Genomic DNA, 14489 nt, shown 5'->3' on the forward strand with positions numbered 1-14489 from the left:
GTCTTCTGCCCCGCCGGTGAATCGACGTACAAAGGAAGCGGCGGAAGTTCGGGCTGTGGGGGCCGGAACGTCCGCAGCTGGAGCGGCCCGGGCGGTGCGTGGGGGTACTGCCTGGGCCGCTGGATTCCTCCGGTTCGTTCCCGGGCGATCCACAATGGACGGCATGAGCGCGTACGAGGACGGACTCCCCGAGGTGGCCCGGCTGCTGGACGGCGGCGGGGTGGTGGTGCTGAGCGGGGCCGGGCTGTCCACCGAGTCCGGCATCCCGGACTACCGGGGGCCGGACGGGGTGCGCCGCAACCGGGCGCCGATGACGTACCAGGAGTTCGTCGCGGGGGAGCCGGCCCGCCGCCGCTACTGGGCGCGCAGCCACGCCGGGCGGGCGGTGATCGCCCGGGCCCGCCCGAACGCCGGGCACCTCGCGGTGGCCCGGCTGCGGGCGGCGGGCCGGGTCTCCGCGGTGATCACCCAGAACGTGGACGGCCTGCACCGCGCCGCGGGCACCGCCGACGCCGTCGAGCTGCACGGCGGCCTGGACCGGGTGGTCTGCCTCGACTGCGGCGCCGTCACCGCCCGCGCCGCCCTCGACGAGCGCCTCGCCGCCCTCAACCCGGCCTTCCGGGACGCCGGTTCGCGGATCAACCCGGACGGCGACGTCGAGCTGCCGGACGACCTGGTCGCCTCCTTCGCCGTCGCCCCCTGCGAGGCCTGCGGCGGCGTCCTCAAGCCGGACGTGGTGTTCTTCGGCGAGAACGTGCCCAAGGAGCGGGTCGAGCACTGCTACCGGCTGGTGGACGAGGGCCGGGCCCTGCTGGTGCTGGGCTCCTCGCTCGCCGTGATGTCCGGCCTGCGCTTCGTCCGGCACGCCGCGAAGAGCGGCAAGCCGGTCGCCATCGTCACCCGCGGCACCACCCGCGGCGACGACCTCGCCACCGCCCGGATCGACGCCCCGCTGGGCGACACCCTGACCGCCCTGGCCGCCGATCTGCTCTGACGCGCGGGGGCGCGGGGCGGGAGCGCGGGACGCGGGGCGGGGCGGGGGCGCGGGGCGGGGGCGCGCCCGGCGCCGGGCGGCGTCAGGGCGGCGTCAAGGTTGCCGGGGCGGCCGTATGGGCGGCGTCAGGAACCGCGGCGGCGGGCGTTCGCGCTGCTTGGCTCGGGGGCGTCGGCGAAAGCGCCGGCCCCCGTTCCGAGCCACCTTGGTGGATGCCATGTCAGACCTGATCTACACCGGTGTCACGGTCGCCGTGTTCGCCGTCATCGCCCTGATCGCGCGGGGGGTGGAGAAGCTGTGAGCGCCGCGCACACAGCGGGTCTCCTCGTCGCCGCCGCGCTGGTCGGCTACCTCGTCCTCGCGCTGCTCCACCCGGAGAAGTTCTGACATGGGCGCCACTCCCGCCGGGTGGCTGCAGGCGCTCGCGCTGGTCGGCGCGCTGACCCTGTGCCACCGACCGCTGGGCGATCACCTCGCCCGCCTGCTGACCTCCGCCCGCCACCTGAGAGCCGAGAGGGCGCTGTACCGGCTGGTCGGCGTCGACGGTGACGCCGACCAGCGCTGGCCGGCGTACCTGCGCTCGGTGCTGGCGTTCTCCGCGCTCTCCGTGCTGTTCCTGTACGGGCTGATCCGGCTGCAGACGCACCTGCCGCTGAGTCTGGGCGTGCCCGAGATGGCGGCGCACCAGGCCTGGAACACCGCGATCTCGTTCACCACCAACACCGACTGGCAGTCGTACGGCGGCGAGTCGGCGATGGGCCACCTGGTGCAGATGGCCGGGCTGGCGGTGCAGAACTTCGTCTCGGCGGCGGTCGGCATCGCGGTGGTCGCGGCGCTGATCCGCGGCTTCGCCCGCCACCGCACCGACCGGGTCGGCAACTTCTGGGTCGACCTGACCCGGATCTCGCTGCGCCTGCTGCTGCCGCTGTCGGTCGTCTTCGCGCTGGTGCTGGCGGCGAGCGGCGTGGTGCAGAACCTCCACGGCTTCGAGCAGGTGACCACCCTCACGGGCGGCGCCCGGTCGATCCCGGGCGGGCCGGTGGCCTCGCAGGAGGCCGTCAAGCTGCTGGGCACCAACGGCGGCGGCTTCTACAACGCCAACTCGGCGCACCCGTTCGAGAACCCGACCGGTCTCACCAACCTGCTGGAGGTGTTCCTGCTGCTGGTGATCCCGTTCGCCCTGCCGCGCACCTTCGGCCGGATGGTCGGCGACCACCGCCAGGGCTACGCGATCGTCGCCGTGATGGGCCTGTTCTGGGCGGCCTCGGCGGCGCTGACCACCTTCTTCGAGCACCAGCACGCGGGCAACGCGCTGCAGGCGGCCGGGGCGGCGCTGGAGGGCAAGGAGCAGCGCTTCGGCGTCGCCGCGTCCAGCCTGTTCGCGGCCTCGACGACGCTGACCTCGACGGGCGCGGTGAACTCCTCCCACGACTCGTTCACGCCGTTCGGCGGCGGGCTGACGGTCTTCGACATGATGCTGGGCGAGATCGCGCCCGGCGGCACCGGCTCCGGGCTGTACGGGATGCTGGTCCTGGCGGTCGTCGCGGTGTTCGTCGCGGGCCTGATGGTCGGCCGCACCCCCGAGTACCTGGGCAAGAAGCTCGGCGGCCGGGAGATGAAGTTCGCCTCCCTCTACGTCCTCACCACCCCGGCGCTGGTGCTGATCGGCACGGGTGCGGCGATCGCCCTGCCGGGCGAGCGGGCCGGGATGCTGAACGACGGCGCGCACGGCTTCTCCGAGGTGCTGTACGCGTTCACCTCCGCGAGCAACAACAACGGCTCGGCGTTCGCGGGCATCACGGTGAACACCGCGTGGTACGACACCGCGCTGGGCCTGGCGATGGTGCTCGGCCGGTTCCTGCCGATGGTGTTCGTGCTGGCGCTGGCCGGCTCGCTGGCCCGGCAGCGGCCCGTCCCGGCGAGCGCGGGCACGCTGCCCACGCACGGGCCGCTGTTCGTCGGCCTGCTGTCGAGCGTCGTCCTGGTCGTCGTCGGCCTCACCTACTTCCCGGCCCTGGCCCTCGGTCCGATCGCAGAAGGTCTCCACTGATGTCCACCACCGAACCCATCTCCGAACCCGCCACCGAACCCGCCACCGAACCCGCCACCGAACCCGCCACCGAACCCGCCACCGAACCCGCCACCGAACCCGCCACCGGAGCCGCCCCGCGGCGGGCCGCGGCCGGCCTGTTCGACCCGGAGCTGCTGCTCGCCGCGCTGCCCGACGCGGTGAAGAAGCTCGACCCTCGCGTCATGGTCAGAAACCCGGTGATGTTCGTGGTCGAGGTCGGCTCGGCGGTCACCACCGTCGCCGCGATCGCCGACCCGTCCGTCTTCGCCTGGTCGATCACCGTCTGGCTGTGGCTGACCACCGTCTTCGCCAACCTGGCCGAGGCGGTCGCCGAGGGCCGCGGCAAGGCGCAGGCCGCCACCCTGCGCAGGGCCAGGACCGAGTCCGTCGCCCGCCGCCTCACCGACTGGCCCGCCTCACGGGCCGAGGAGGAAGTCCCGGGCACCGCACTGCGGTTGGGCGACCACGTGGTGGTCGAGGCCGGGCAGGTCGTTCCCGGCGACGGTGACGTGGTCGAGGGGGTGGCCAGCGTCGACGAGTCGGCGATCACCGGCGAGTCCGCGCCGGTGATCCGGGAGTCCGGCGGCGACCGCAGCGCCGTGACAGGTGGCACCAGGGTGCTCTCCGACCGGATCGTCGTACGGATCACCTCCGAGCCGGGCAAGACCTTCATCGACCGGATGATCGCCCTGGTGGAGGGCGCGGCCCGACAGAAGACGCCCAACGAGATCGCGCTGAACATCCTGCTGGCCTCGCTCACGATCGTCTTCCTGGTCGCCGTGGTCACCCTCCAGCCGATGGCGACGTACGCCGGGGCCCCGCAGTCGACGGTCGTGCTGGTCGCGCTGATCGTGGCGCTGATCCCGACCACCATCGGCGCGCTGCTCTCCGCGATCGGCATCGCGGGCATGGACCGCCTCGTGCAGCGCAACGTGCTCGCCGTGTCCGGCCGGGCGGTGGAGGCCGCGGGCGACGTCGACACGCTGCTGCTCGACAAGACCGGCACCATCACCCTCGGCAACCGGCAGGCCGCCGAGTTCCTGCCCGCACCCGGTGTCGAGGTCGGCGAACTGGCCGACGCCGCCCAGCTCTCCTCGCTCGCGGACGAGACCCCCGAGGGCCGCTCGATCGTCGTGCTCGCCAAGAGCCGGTACGGCCTGCGGGCCCGCGCCCGGGGCGAGTTGACGCACGCCACCTGGGTGCCGTTCACCGCGCGGACCCGGATGTCCGGCGTGGACGTGGACGGGCGGCAGGTCCGCAAGGGCGCGGCCGGGTCGGTCGCCCACTGGGTGAGCGGCGGCGGCGGTGCGGTCGGCGCGGAGGTGGCCGCGCTGGTCGACGGGATCTCCGCCGCGGGCGGCACCCCGCTGGTCGTCGCCGAGCGGGACGGCGCGAGGGCGCCGCGCGTCCTCGGGGTCGTCCACCTCAAGGACGTGGTCAAGGAGGGCATCCGCGAGCGGTTCGAGGAACTGCGGCGGATGGGCATCAGGACCGTCATGATCACCGGCGACAACCCGTTGACCGCCCGGGCGATCGCGGAGGAGGCGGGCGTCGACGACTTCCTCGCCGAGGCCACGCCCGAGGACAAGATGACGCTGATCAAGCAGGAGCAGCAGGGCGGCCGACTGGTCGCGATGACCGGCGACGGCACCAACGACGCCCCGGCGCTGGCCCAGGCCGACGTCGGCGTGGCGATGAACACCGGCACCATGGCGGCCAAGGAGGCCGGGAACATGGTCGATCTGGACTCCAACCCCACCAAGCTGATCGAGATCGTCGAGATCGGCAAGCAACTTCTGATCACCCGGGGCGCGTTGACGACCTTCTCGATCGCCAACGACGTCGCCAAGTACTTCGCGGTCATCCCGGCGATGTTCGCGGGCGTGTACCCGGGCCTGCGGCACCTCAACGTCATGGGCCTGCACAGTCCGACCTCCGCGATCACCTCGGCGGTCGTCTTCAACGCCCTGGTCATCGTCGGCCTGGTCCCGCTCGCCCTGCGCGGCGTCAAGTGCCGCCCCGCTGGCGCCAGTTCGCTGCTGGCCCGGAACCTGGGGATCTACGGCCTGGGCGGCCTGGTCGTCCCGTTCGCCGGCATCAAACTCATCGACCTGGTCGTTCAGTTCGTCCCCGGCCTGAGCTGAGAGAGGCCCGACCCGTGCCCACCTTCCCGCGCACCCACCTCACCGCGCTGCGGATGCTGCTGGCGATGACCGCGATCCTCGGCCTCGCCTACCCGCTGCTGGTCACCGGCATCAGCCAACTCGCCTTCCCGGAAAGGGCCGACGGCTCGATCGTGAAGTACGAGGGCAGGCCGGTCGGCTCCAGCCTGCTCGGCCAGGGCTTCGACCTGCCGCAGACCGACCCGGGCGCCCCGGCCCGGCCCGACCCGAAGTGGTTCCAGCCCCGGCCCTCCGCGGGCGGCTACGATCCGACCGCCTCCGGCGCCTCCAACCTCGGCCCCGACAGCGCCGATCTGCGCAGGAGCGTCGAGGAGCGCCGGGCCGCCGTCGCCGCCTTCGACGGCGTCGACCCGGCCGCCGTCCCGCCCGACGCGCTGACCGCCTCCGGCTCCGGACTCGACCCGCACATCTCCGTCGCCTACGCCAGGGAGCAGGCGGTCCGTGTCGCCCGCGAACGCGGCCTGGCCGTCGAGGAGTTGAACCGCCTGATCGACCAGCACACCGACCGCCGCTCGCTCGGCTTCCTCGGCCAGGACGGCGTCAACGTGCTCCAACTCAACCTGGCCGTAGCCAAGCTGGGGTGACGAGACGTCAACTACTTTATGAGGCCGCCCCGGAAGCTCCACGTCCGGGGCGGCCGTTCGCACCGCCGCCGCGAGAGCGCCGCCGACGCCGACCCCCCGCGGGGCGCCCCGTCAGCGCCTCGGCCACCACTCGTCGACGCCCGCGACCACGCTCCCCGCGACCGTTCCCAGCAGGGCGCCCGCGACCACGTCGCCCGGGTAGTGGACGCCGGTGTGGACGCGGGAGTAGCCGACCGAGGCGGCCAGCAGGCCCAGCGGCGCCGCGGCCCACGGCAGGCGGGAGGCCACGCCGGTGGCGAAGGCGAAGGCGGACGCGGTGTGCCCGGACGGGAAGGACGCCGACTCGGGCATCGGCACGTGCCGGGCCTCCGGCACCTTCCCCGCGACCCGGTCCGGCCGGTGGCGCCGCGCCAGCGACTTGCCGAGCAGGTTCGCCGCCGCCGAGGCCGTCGCCACCGACGCCAGCCCTACCACCGCCGCCCGCCGCGGCCGTCCCGGGACGAGCGCCAGCCCGCAGGCCACCGCGATCGAGATCTTCGAGTGGTTCGCCGCCGTGGAGAGCTGCCGCAGCCGCTCGTCCAGGGTCGGCGTCGGGGTCGCGGCCACCGCCACGTACACCGCCTGGTCCACCGCCGACAGGTCCGCGACCACGCGCTGCCCAGCCAGCACCCACCGCGTCAACGCCTTCACCGCGCACCACCGTTCTCTTCCCACCGGCCCGACGCGAGGTGCGCCAGCCGACTCCACTTCAGGGCCGGGGCCGGCGCCACCGTGCCCGGCCGGTCGCGCGGGACCCGCACCCGCAGCGCGTCGGGCCGGATGACGCAGCGCACCGGCACGTCCAGTTCCAGGGCCTCGCCGTCCACCGCGACCGGGATGCTCGGCACGTCCGCCGTGACCAGCACCTCCCGGCCGACCAGCACCGTCACGGCCTCCGCACTCGTACCACGCAGCGCCAGGTCCGCGGCCTGCGCCGCGCCGTCCACCCGCACGCCGAGCACGCCGAGCCGCCCGCGGTCCATCCGGGAGCGCCGCCCTGGGTCGAGCAGGTCGCCCGCGTCGTACGGGTTGTTGCTGACCAGGACGGCCTGCGGGTGCTCCAGCCGCTCCCCGCCCGCCTCGGCGGACAGCCGCGCGCCCGCGTAGCCGACCAGCAGGTCGGGCAGCATGGCGAGGATCGTGGCGGCCTTCGCGTCCCGGTACTCGGGGTTCTGGACGATCTCCGCGTAGGTGCCGAACGAGACGTTGTTGACGAAGGCCCGGCCCGCGACCTCGCCCAGGTCGACCCGCAGCTCCACGCCGTCGGTCAGCGCGTCCAGGCAGCGGGCCGGGTCGGCGCGGTCCAGGCCCAGGTCGAGGGCGAAGTGGTTGCGGGTGCCCGCCGACACCACCAGGAACGGCAGCCCGTGCCGGGCCGCGACCTGCGCGACCAGCGCCTGGGTGCCGTCGCCGCCCGCCACGCCCAGCAGGTCCGCGCCGTCCGCGACCGCCCGCTCGGCCAGCTCCACCACGTCCTGGTGGGCGTCCGGGTCCAGCAGCACGACCTGCGCGCCCAACTCGCGGGCCCGCTCCGCCAGGTGGAACTTCTCGACCTTCCCGCCGCCGGACTTCGGGTTCATGATCAGCACGGGCTTGCGCGGCGCGTCGACCTCCCGCTCCGGCATCTCCCTGGTCCGCCGCGCCGAACGCAGCGCCGTCCGGGCCAGCCACAGGCCCAGTGCCCACAGCGCCACCGCGCCCAGCACCCACGGCCAGGTCCCCGCGCCCACGTACAGCGCCACCGCCGCCGCCGGGGCCGCCACCGCCAGCAGCACCCCCAGCCAGCGCAGCGGCCCGCGCCGCGACAGCGCCCACCACCCGCCGACCGCCATCAGGGCCAGGGCGACCACGCCGACCGCCACCACCAGCGCCCCGCGCAGCCCCGCCCCGGCGGCCAGCACCAGCACCGCCGCCACCCCGCAGCCGATCGCCGCCCGCGCCAGCCACACCGCCCTCGCCGGCCCCGCCACCTTCGCCGCCTCTCCCATTCATCGACGGTAACGCCCGGTCAGCTACCCCGCCCGGCACGCCACATGCCTACGGCCCCCGCCACGGCCCGCACCGCTGCCGCCCGCACCTCCGCGCGCCCGCCGCCGCCCGGGCCCGCCGCACGCCGTTCGCGCCCCTCCCTTGCGGAGATGATCCCTGCGGGGATAATCTCCGCGTAGAGGAAATCGAGCGCAGGGGGAACCGCCATGTGGCAGCACGAGTACACCGCCGAGACCACCGCCGCGCCGCACGCCGTCTGGGCCGTGCTCAGCGACCTGGACCGCTGGACGGACTGGGACACCTCGATGGAGGCCGTCACCCTGGACGGCCCGTTCGCGGTCGGCGGCAGGGTCTCGATGACCCCGACCGGGCAGGACCCGATCGTCTCGGTCATCACCCGGATCGAACCGGACCGCGCCTACGCCGACCGCACCGAGTTCGGCGGCGCCGTGCTGGACTTCTCGCACACCCTCACCGCCCTCCCCGACGGCGGCACCCGGGTGGTCCACCGCCTGGAGATCTCCGGTCCGGACGCCGACCGGCTCGGCCCCGAGCTCGGCCCGATGATCACCGAGGACTTCCCGGAGGCGATGGCCGCCCTGCTCGCCCACGCCGAGCGGGCCGCCTGACTACCCGCCCGGCCCGCCGCGTGACCGGCTGAAACGTACGACCCGCCCCGCGGGAACCCCGCCCGCGGGAACCACGAACACGGAGGAGAGCGGCATGGACGGACTGGTCGAGGGCCCGGCGAACAGCCCCGGCTTCTGGCTGTGGCACACCACCCTGCGCTGGCAGCGCGAGGTCGCCGCCGCCCTCGCCCCGCACGACCTGACGCACCCGCAGTTCGTGCTGCTCTCCTGCGCCTGGTGGCTCAACGAGCAGGGCACCACCCCCAACCAGCAGGAGCTCTCCGCCCAGGCCGGCACCGACGTCCGCACCACCTCCCAGGTGGTGCGGAAACTGGAGGCCAAGGGCCTGCTCGACCGCACCACCGACCCGGACGACACCCGGGCCCGCCGCCTGCGCATCACCCCGCGCGGCGTCGCTCTCGCCCGCGCCGCCATCCCGGCCGTCGAGGCCGTCGACCGCGCCTTCTTCGCCCCGGCGGCCCACGGCCTCCCCGCCCTGGACGGGGAGGGGCTCAGCCGCCTGCTGCGCCGCCTGGTCGACGCGCCGTAGCCCGGGGAGAGGGGGAGGGCCCGCCGCTCACCCCCGGGCGACGAACTCGGCCACCACCGGCCCCAGCACCTCCGGCGCGACCTCGTGGGTCTGCCCCGCCAGCGTGCGGTACTCCGCACCCGCGGCGGCGGCCGTCGCCGCGGCCGCGTCGCGCAGCAGGGCCGGGCTGAGCTCGCCGTCGGCCACCAGCACCGGCACCGACAGCCCGGCCAGCAGCGCGGTCGGCACCGGCGCGCCCGCCGCCCCGTCCAGCACCTCCGCGTCGTTCACCAGCGTCGGCGCCACCGCCGTGAACGCCGGCCACACCGGCGACTCGCGCAGCTGGGCGACCATCGGCTCGGGCGCGCCGACGAAGGTCATGAACCGGACCACCGCGTCGCCCGGCTCACCCGCCAGGACGTCCTTCTCCACGCCCGCCCGGTACTCCGCGAACCGGGCGCGCCGCTCCTCGGAGGTGCTGAACGGCGGCTCGTACGCCACCACCCGCTCCACCCCGATGCCCGCCCCCGCCGCCCGCAGCGCGAGCGCCGCCCCGGAGGACACCCCCAGCAGTGTCGCCCGGCCGCCCGCCGCCGCGACGACCGCCGCCAGGTCCTCCACCTCCCGCTCCACGGCGTACGGCCCGCCCGCACCGCTCTCGCCGCGCCCGCGCCGGTCGTAGCTGAACACCCGGTGCGCGCCGGCCAGTTCGGCCGCGATCCCGCCCGAGGGCCCGAACGCCCGGTGGCACAGCGCACCGTCCACGACCACCACGGCCGGGCCGTCGGCCCCCGTCACCTGGTAGGCGATCCGGGTGCCGTCGGCGGAGGTTGCGTACTCGGTCATTCCAACTCCCTTGTGCATGGCTTCGGTTGCCTGCTGTGTCTTCGGTCGCTCGCTCGGTTACTTGTCGCGGGCGGCGAGGTGGTGCGCGACCAGCGCGTTGGCGTGGCCGTGGCCCAGCCCGTACTCGCTCTTCAGCCAGGCGACCAGCTCCATGTGCCCGGTCAGCGGCGAGTCGGCGATCAACCGCTGCCACTCGGCGACCGGGCGCCCGTACTTCTTCTCGATGGAGGGGAAGTAGCTGGCCGGTCCCTTGACCTTCTCCTCGGTGCTCATCCCGCGACTCCGTCCGTTCGTCGTTCCGCGCGCTCCGCGCTGCCGTCACAGGAGCAGACGCGGCGGCCCGGCGGAACTCATCGGTCCTCGCGAAACTTTTCCCCGGCCCGTACGGTCGGGCCATGGCACGCATCGACGACAGCACGATCGACCGGGCAGCCGACTACCTGTGGACGGCGGGCCGGGTGCTCGAACAGCGCCGCTTCGCGCACCACTTCGGCGGCGCCCCCGACCCGGCGGGCGTCCTCGCCGCCCTGGACGCCTACCGCACCCCCGACGGCGGCTGGGCGTACGGTCTGGAGCCGGACGTCCGCGGGCCCGCCGCCCAGCCCCTCGCCGCCGGAGCCGCCGCCCGCGTCCTCGCCGAGGCCGGTGCGCTGAACGGCCCGCGCGGCACCGAACTCTGCGACTGGGCCGCCGCGTCGACCACCCCGGACGGCGGCGTCCCGGCCGTCCTGCCGAGCCTGCGCGACTACCCGCACCCGCCCTTCCTGCCGATCACCGACGCCCCGCCCGCCGAACTGCTCGCCACCGGCCAGATCGCCGCCCCGCTGCTCCGGTCGGGCCTGCGGCACCCCTGGCTGACCGGCGCGGAGGCCTTCTGCCGCCGCGCGATCGAGGCGATCGGCGCCACCCACCCGTACGAGGTGATCACCGCCGTGGGCTTCCTGGACGCCGCCCCCGACCGCGCCTGGGCCGCCGAACAGGCCGCCCGCCTGGGCGAGTCGGTGCGCGAGCAGCAGTTGGTGCTGCTCGACCCGGCCCGCCCCGAGCAGGTCCGGCTCGCCCCCGGCTACGCGCCCGGCGAGTTCCACCTCCCGCACGACTACGCGCCCCGCCCGGACAGCCTGGCCCGGTCCTGGTTCACCGACGCCGAGCTCGAACGCGGCCTCGACCACCTCGCCTCCCGCCAACTCCCGGACGGCGGCTGGCCGATCAACTGGGCCCGCTGGTCCGCCGCCACCGAGAACGAGGCCCGCCCGGGCGTCACCCTGGCGGCCCTGCTCACCCTCCGTGCGTACGAGGGGAGTTGAGGCCCCTAGGGCAGCGCCCCCAGCCACCCGTCCGCGACGGCCGTCCGGGCGTACAGCACGCAGCGCCCGGCCCGGTGCGAGGAGACCAGGCCCGCGGTGCGCAGCGCGGTCAGGTGCTGGGAGACCGCCGGGGCGGTGAGCCCGCAGCGGGCGGCGAGTTCGGTGGTGGAGGCGGGCACGTCGAGCTCGACCAGCAGCCGGGTGCGGGTGCGGCCGAGCACCGGCGCGAGCGCCTCGGCGCGCGGGCGCGGACGGTGCTCCCAGACGGTCGCGGCGGACAGCGCGGGGTAGCACAGCTGCGGGGGGTCGGGGGAGACGGTGCGGGTCAGCAGCCGGGGCCAGGCGAACACCGAGGGCACCAGCAGCAGCCCGGCGCCGGTCGCGATCCGGGTGACGGCGCAGTGCCGCTCCGACAGGTGCAGCGTGCCGTCCGCCCAGCGCACCGTCCCGTGCAGCTCGCCGAGCATGCCCGCGCTGCCCCGCTCGGCGGCCTGCCGGGCGCGCTGCAGGACGTCCGCCTCCAGCACCGCGCGGATCCGCGACCAGTACGGGGCGAGGGCGAGCTGCCAGAACGCCTCGACCTCGTGGGTGATCCGCCGCAGCGCCTGCTCCGGCTCGCGCTCCAGCAGTCGCAACCGCCCGTCCCCCCGCCCGCCCGCCCGGTCGACGCGGTCGGCGCGGTCGGTGCGCAGGCACTCCAGGTCGTGCCGGAGCAGGACGGCGCCGGTGGCCCGGATCGCCGCCAGCTCCGCGGCCAGGTCGGTGACCCGCTCCGCGGGCGCGGGGGTGAGGAAGTCCGGCAGGTGCCCGTGCGGCGGGATCAGCTCGGCCAGCCAGCCCCGGTCCAGCCCGGCGGCGGCCAGCCGCGGCCGGACCTGCGCGGCCCACCGGCGGTGCGGCACGGGCACCGGGTCGGCGGCCAGCGCGCGGAAGGCGGTCACCACCTCCCACATCGGCGAGATCGCGAACCTGGTCAGGGCGAGGTCGCCCACCGTCAGCGGCAACCCGGTCCGCACCCCGCCACCCCCGCCGTCGCCGCCGTCGATTCGGCCCCAGCTTAATCAGTCGGCACCCACTGGCCGGACGGGGCACCATCAACCCGCAAGCCACGACCCGTACCCACCCGCGTACGGGCACCGCACGGAAAGCGAGACCCGCATGCCGAACCGCACCCTCCCCGCCCGGTCCACCGAGCACGCCGCCACCCTCCGCGCCCTGGCCGCCGCCGACGCGCCGCTCCTGCTCCCGAACGCCTGGGACGCGGGCAGCGCGGCGGTGATCGCCGCGGCCGGTGCGCCCGCGATCGCCACCACCAGCGGCGGCGTCTCCTGGTCGGTGGGCCGCGGCGACGGGCAGGGCCTGGACCGGGCGGCGATGGCCGAGGCGGTGCGCCGGATCGCCGCCGCCGTGGACGTCCCGGTGACCGCCGACGTCGAGGGCGGCTACGGCCCGACCCCCGAGGACGTGGCCGAGACCGTCCGCGCGGTGGTCGCGGCGGGCGCGGTCGGCATCAACCTGGAGGACTCCACCGCCCCGGGCGGCCCGCTGTTCACCCCGGCCGAACAGTCCGCCCGCCTGCGCGCCGCCCGGACGGCCGCCACCGAGGCCGGGCTGCCCGGCCTGCTGGTCAACGCCCGCACCGACGTCCACCTGTTCGGCATCGGCCCGGCCGCCGACCGCCCGGCGGAGCTGCTCCGCCGCGCCGAGGCGTACGCCGCGGCCGGGGCCGACTCGCTCTTCGTCCCCGGCCTGCTCGACCTCGCCGCGCTCAAGGAACTGACCGCGGCCTCCCCGCTGCCCGTCAACGCGATGGCCGTCCCGAACGGCCCGACCGTCGCGGAACTCGCCGCCGCCGGGGTCCGCCGGATCAGCCTCGGCACCGCCCTCGCCCAGGCGGCCTACACCGCCGCCCACCGGGCCACCACCGAACTGTTCGCCACCGGCACGTACGGCGCCCTGGGCGGCGCACTCGACTACGGCACGCTGAACGGTCTGCTGGCCGGACGCTGAGCGCGGGCGGCCGACGGCGGTCGATCGACCCGCTGCGCCCGCCCGGGCTCAGGACACCGCGCGCTTCACCAGGTCGGCGACCCGGGCCGCCTCCGCCTCGCCCAGGTCGGCGATCGCGAAGTACGTGGGCCACATCGCGCCGTCGTCCAGCCTGGCGTTGTCGCTGAAGCCGATCATCGCGTACCGGGACTTGAACTTGGCGGCGCTCTGGAAGAAGCACACCGGCTTGCCGTCCGCGTTGTTGTACGCGGGCATGCCGTACCAGGTCTTCGGGGCCAGCTGCGGGGCGACCTCGGTGACGATCTCGTGGAAGCGCTGCGCCAGCACCCGGTCCGCCTCGGGCATCTCGGCGATCTTCTCCAGCAGGTCCCGCTCCGCCTCGGCCGCCTTCGCCGCCGCCGACGCCCGCTTGGACTCCGCCTTCAGCTCCTTCGCGCGCTCCTTCATCGCCGCGCGCTCGTCCGCCGTGAAACCCTCGTGCTTCTCCGCCATGACCGGTCCTCCCGTTCCCGTTCCTGCTCCCTGCCGATGTCCCCGATCCTAGGGACGGAGCGGTCGCGGCGGCTTCTCGGAAACTGACCGGTCCGGCCCGGGGAAGGAGCTTCCCCGGGCCGGACCGGTCGGTTCGTGTACGGGCTCAGCGGGCCTTGAAGGTCCGCAACCGCAGGCTGTTGCCGACCACGAAGACCGAGGAGAAGGCCATGGCGGCGCCGGCGATCATGGGGTTGAGGAGTCCGGCGGCGGCGAGGGGGAGGGCGGCGAGGTTGTAGGCGAAGGCCCAGAAGAGGTTGCCCTTGATGGTGGCGAGGGTGCGGCGGGAGAGGCGGATGGCGTCGGCGGCGGAGTGCAGGTCGCCGCGGACGAGGGTGAGGTCGGCGGCTTCGATGGCGGCGTCGGTGCCGGTGCCGATGGCGAGGCCGAGGTCGGCCTGGGCGAGGGCGGCGGCGTCGTTGATGCCGTCGCCGACCATGGCGACGGTGCGGCCTTCGGCTTGGAGGCGTCGGATGGTGGCGACCTTGTCCTCGGGCAGGACGTCGGCGATGACGTCGTGGGCGGGGATGCCGATTTCGGTGGCGACGGTTTCGGCGACGGTGCGGTTGTCGCCGGTGAGCAGGACGGGGCGCAGGCCCAGGGCGCGTAGGCGGGTGACGGCTTCGGCGCTGGTGGGTTTGACGGCGTCGGCGACCTCCAGCACGGCGCGGGCGGTGCCGTCCCAGCCGACGGCGACGGCGGTCCGCCCGGCCCGCTCGGCCGCGGCCTTCGCCGCCAGCAGCTCGGCCGGCAGGTGCTGCGCCCAGTCGGCGAGCA

General features: G+C 75.1%; 16 protein-coding genes. 9 read left to right on the forward strand and 7 right to left on the reverse strand.

All coding sequences use genetic code 11. The features are described from left to right. The first annotated feature begins 154 nt into the window (after window positions 1–154). From ACFY00_RS32480 to kdpC, 5 genes are all read left to right on the forward strand, one after another. Window positions 155–994 carry an NAD-dependent protein deacetylase gene (locus tag ACFY00_RS32480; RefSeq protein ID WP_388036285.1) on the forward strand — a complete coding sequence of 280 codons (840 nt, stop codon included), beginning with the start codon at window positions 155–157 and terminating at the stop codon, window positions 992–994. A gap of 297 nt (window positions 995–1291) precedes the next feature. Beyond that, the gene (kdpF, locus tag ACFY00_RS32485; RefSeq protein ID WP_388036288.1) at window positions 1292–1381 is read left to right on the forward strand and encodes a K(+)-transporting ATPase subunit F; all 90 of its coding nucleotides are present in this window, start codon (window positions 1292–1294) and stop codon (window positions 1379–1381) included. Between the two features lies 1 nt (window position 1382). Then, entirely contained in the window at window positions 1383–3044 is a 1662-nt protein-coding gene (gene kdpA, locus ACFY00_RS32490; RefSeq protein WP_388036291.1) for a potassium-transporting ATPase subunit KdpA, read from the forward strand. Beyond that, the gene (gene kdpB, locus ACFY00_RS32495; protein ID WP_388036294.1) at window positions 3044–5209 is read left to right on the forward strand and encodes a potassium-transporting ATPase subunit KdpB; all 2166 of its coding nucleotides are present in this window, start codon (window positions 3044–3046) and stop codon (window positions 5207–5209) included. Before kdpA ends, kdpB begins: the two co-directional genes overlap by 1 nt. A gap of 14 nt (window positions 5210–5223) precedes the next feature. Next, the gene (kdpC, locus tag ACFY00_RS32500) at window positions 5224–5832 is read left to right on the forward strand and encodes a potassium-transporting ATPase subunit KdpC (protein WP_388036296.1); all 609 of its coding nucleotides are present in this window, start codon (window positions 5224–5226) and stop codon (window positions 5830–5832) included. 111 nt (window positions 5833–5943) lie between these two features. Here the strand turns inward: kdpC and ACFY00_RS32505 are convergent, their stop codons facing one another. After that, the gene (locus ACFY00_RS32505; RefSeq protein WP_388036299.1) at window positions 5944–6522 is read right to left on the reverse strand and encodes a phosphatase PAP2 family protein; all 579 of its coding nucleotides are present in this window, start codon (window positions 6520–6522) and stop codon (window positions 5944–5946) included. After that, entirely contained in the window at window positions 6519–7859 is a 1341-nt protein-coding gene (locus ACFY00_RS32510) for a diacylglycerol/lipid kinase family protein (protein WP_388036302.1), read from the reverse strand. The genes ACFY00_RS32505 and ACFY00_RS32510 overlap by 4 nt, the downstream gene beginning before the upstream one ends. A gap of 207 nt (window positions 7860–8066) precedes the next feature. On the opposite strand from ACFY00_RS32510, the gene ACFY00_RS32515 reads away from it, so the two are divergent. Both ACFY00_RS32515 and ACFY00_RS32520 read left to right on the forward strand, forming a co-directional pair. Next, window positions 8067–8489 (forward strand): SRPBCC family protein, encoded by a 423-nt coding sequence (locus ACFY00_RS32515; protein WP_388036304.1) that lies wholly within the window; start codon window positions 8067–8069, stop codon window positions 8487–8489. Between the two features lie 94 nt (window positions 8490–8583). Further along, entirely contained in the window at window positions 8584–9039 is a 456-nt protein-coding gene (locus ACFY00_RS32520; protein ID WP_388036307.1) for a MarR family winged helix-turn-helix transcriptional regulator, read from the forward strand. 27 nt (window positions 9040–9066) lie between these two features. Here the strand turns inward: ACFY00_RS32520 and ACFY00_RS32525 are convergent, their stop codons facing one another. Both ACFY00_RS32525 and ACFY00_RS32530 read right to left on the reverse strand, forming a co-directional pair. Continuing rightward, entirely contained in the window at window positions 9067–9864 is a 798-nt protein-coding gene (locus tag ACFY00_RS32525) for an alpha/beta fold hydrolase (RefSeq protein ID WP_388036310.1), read from the reverse strand. Between the two features lie 57 nt (window positions 9865–9921). Next, on the reverse strand, window positions 9922–10137 hold the full coding sequence (locus tag ACFY00_RS32530) for a DUF4287 domain-containing protein (protein WP_388036313.1): 216 nt from the start codon (window positions 10135–10137) through the stop codon (window positions 9922–9924). Window positions 10138–10259: 122 nt separating this feature from the next. Here ACFY00_RS32530 and ACFY00_RS32535 point away from each other — a divergent pair, with 122 nt between their 5' ends. After that, window positions 10260–11171, forward strand: a complete 912-nt coding sequence (locus tag ACFY00_RS32535) for a hypothetical protein (RefSeq protein ID WP_388036314.1) — start codon at window positions 10260–10262, stop codon at window positions 11169–11171. A gap of 5 nt (window positions 11172–11176) precedes the next feature. On the opposite strand, the gene ACFY00_RS32540 is transcribed toward ACFY00_RS32535, so the two are convergent. Then, window positions 11177–12187, reverse strand: coding sequence for a DUF5937 family protein (locus tag ACFY00_RS32540; protein WP_388036315.1), 1011 nt, complete (start codon window positions 12185–12187; stop codon window positions 11177–11179). A gap of 142 nt (window positions 12188–12329) precedes the next feature. Here ACFY00_RS32540 and ACFY00_RS32545 point away from each other — a divergent pair, with 142 nt between their 5' ends. Further along, a complete protein-coding gene (locus tag ACFY00_RS32545; RefSeq protein ID WP_388036317.1) occupies window positions 12330–13181 on the forward strand; it encodes an isocitrate lyase/phosphoenolpyruvate mutase family protein in 852 nt (283 codons plus the stop codon). Window positions 13182–13229: 48 nt separating this feature from the next. Here ACFY00_RS32545 and ACFY00_RS32550 read toward each other — a convergent pair whose 3' ends face one another. After that, window positions 13230–13673 carry an iron chaperone gene (locus ACFY00_RS32550; protein WP_388036320.1) on the reverse strand — a complete coding sequence of 148 codons (444 nt, stop codon included), beginning with the start codon at window positions 13671–13673 and terminating at the stop codon, window positions 13230–13232. Between the two features lie 145 nt (window positions 13674–13818). After that, window positions 13819–14489: HAD-IC family P-type ATPase (locus ACFY00_RS32555; RefSeq protein ID WP_388036321.1), on the reverse strand; the 671-nt coding region annotated here is incomplete at its 5' end.

It is taken from the genome of Kitasatospora sp. NPDC001540 (assembly GCF_042894345.1).
Lineage (GTDB): Bacteria > Actinomycetota > Actinomycetes > Streptomycetales > Streptomycetaceae > Kitasatospora > Kitasatospora phosalacinea_C.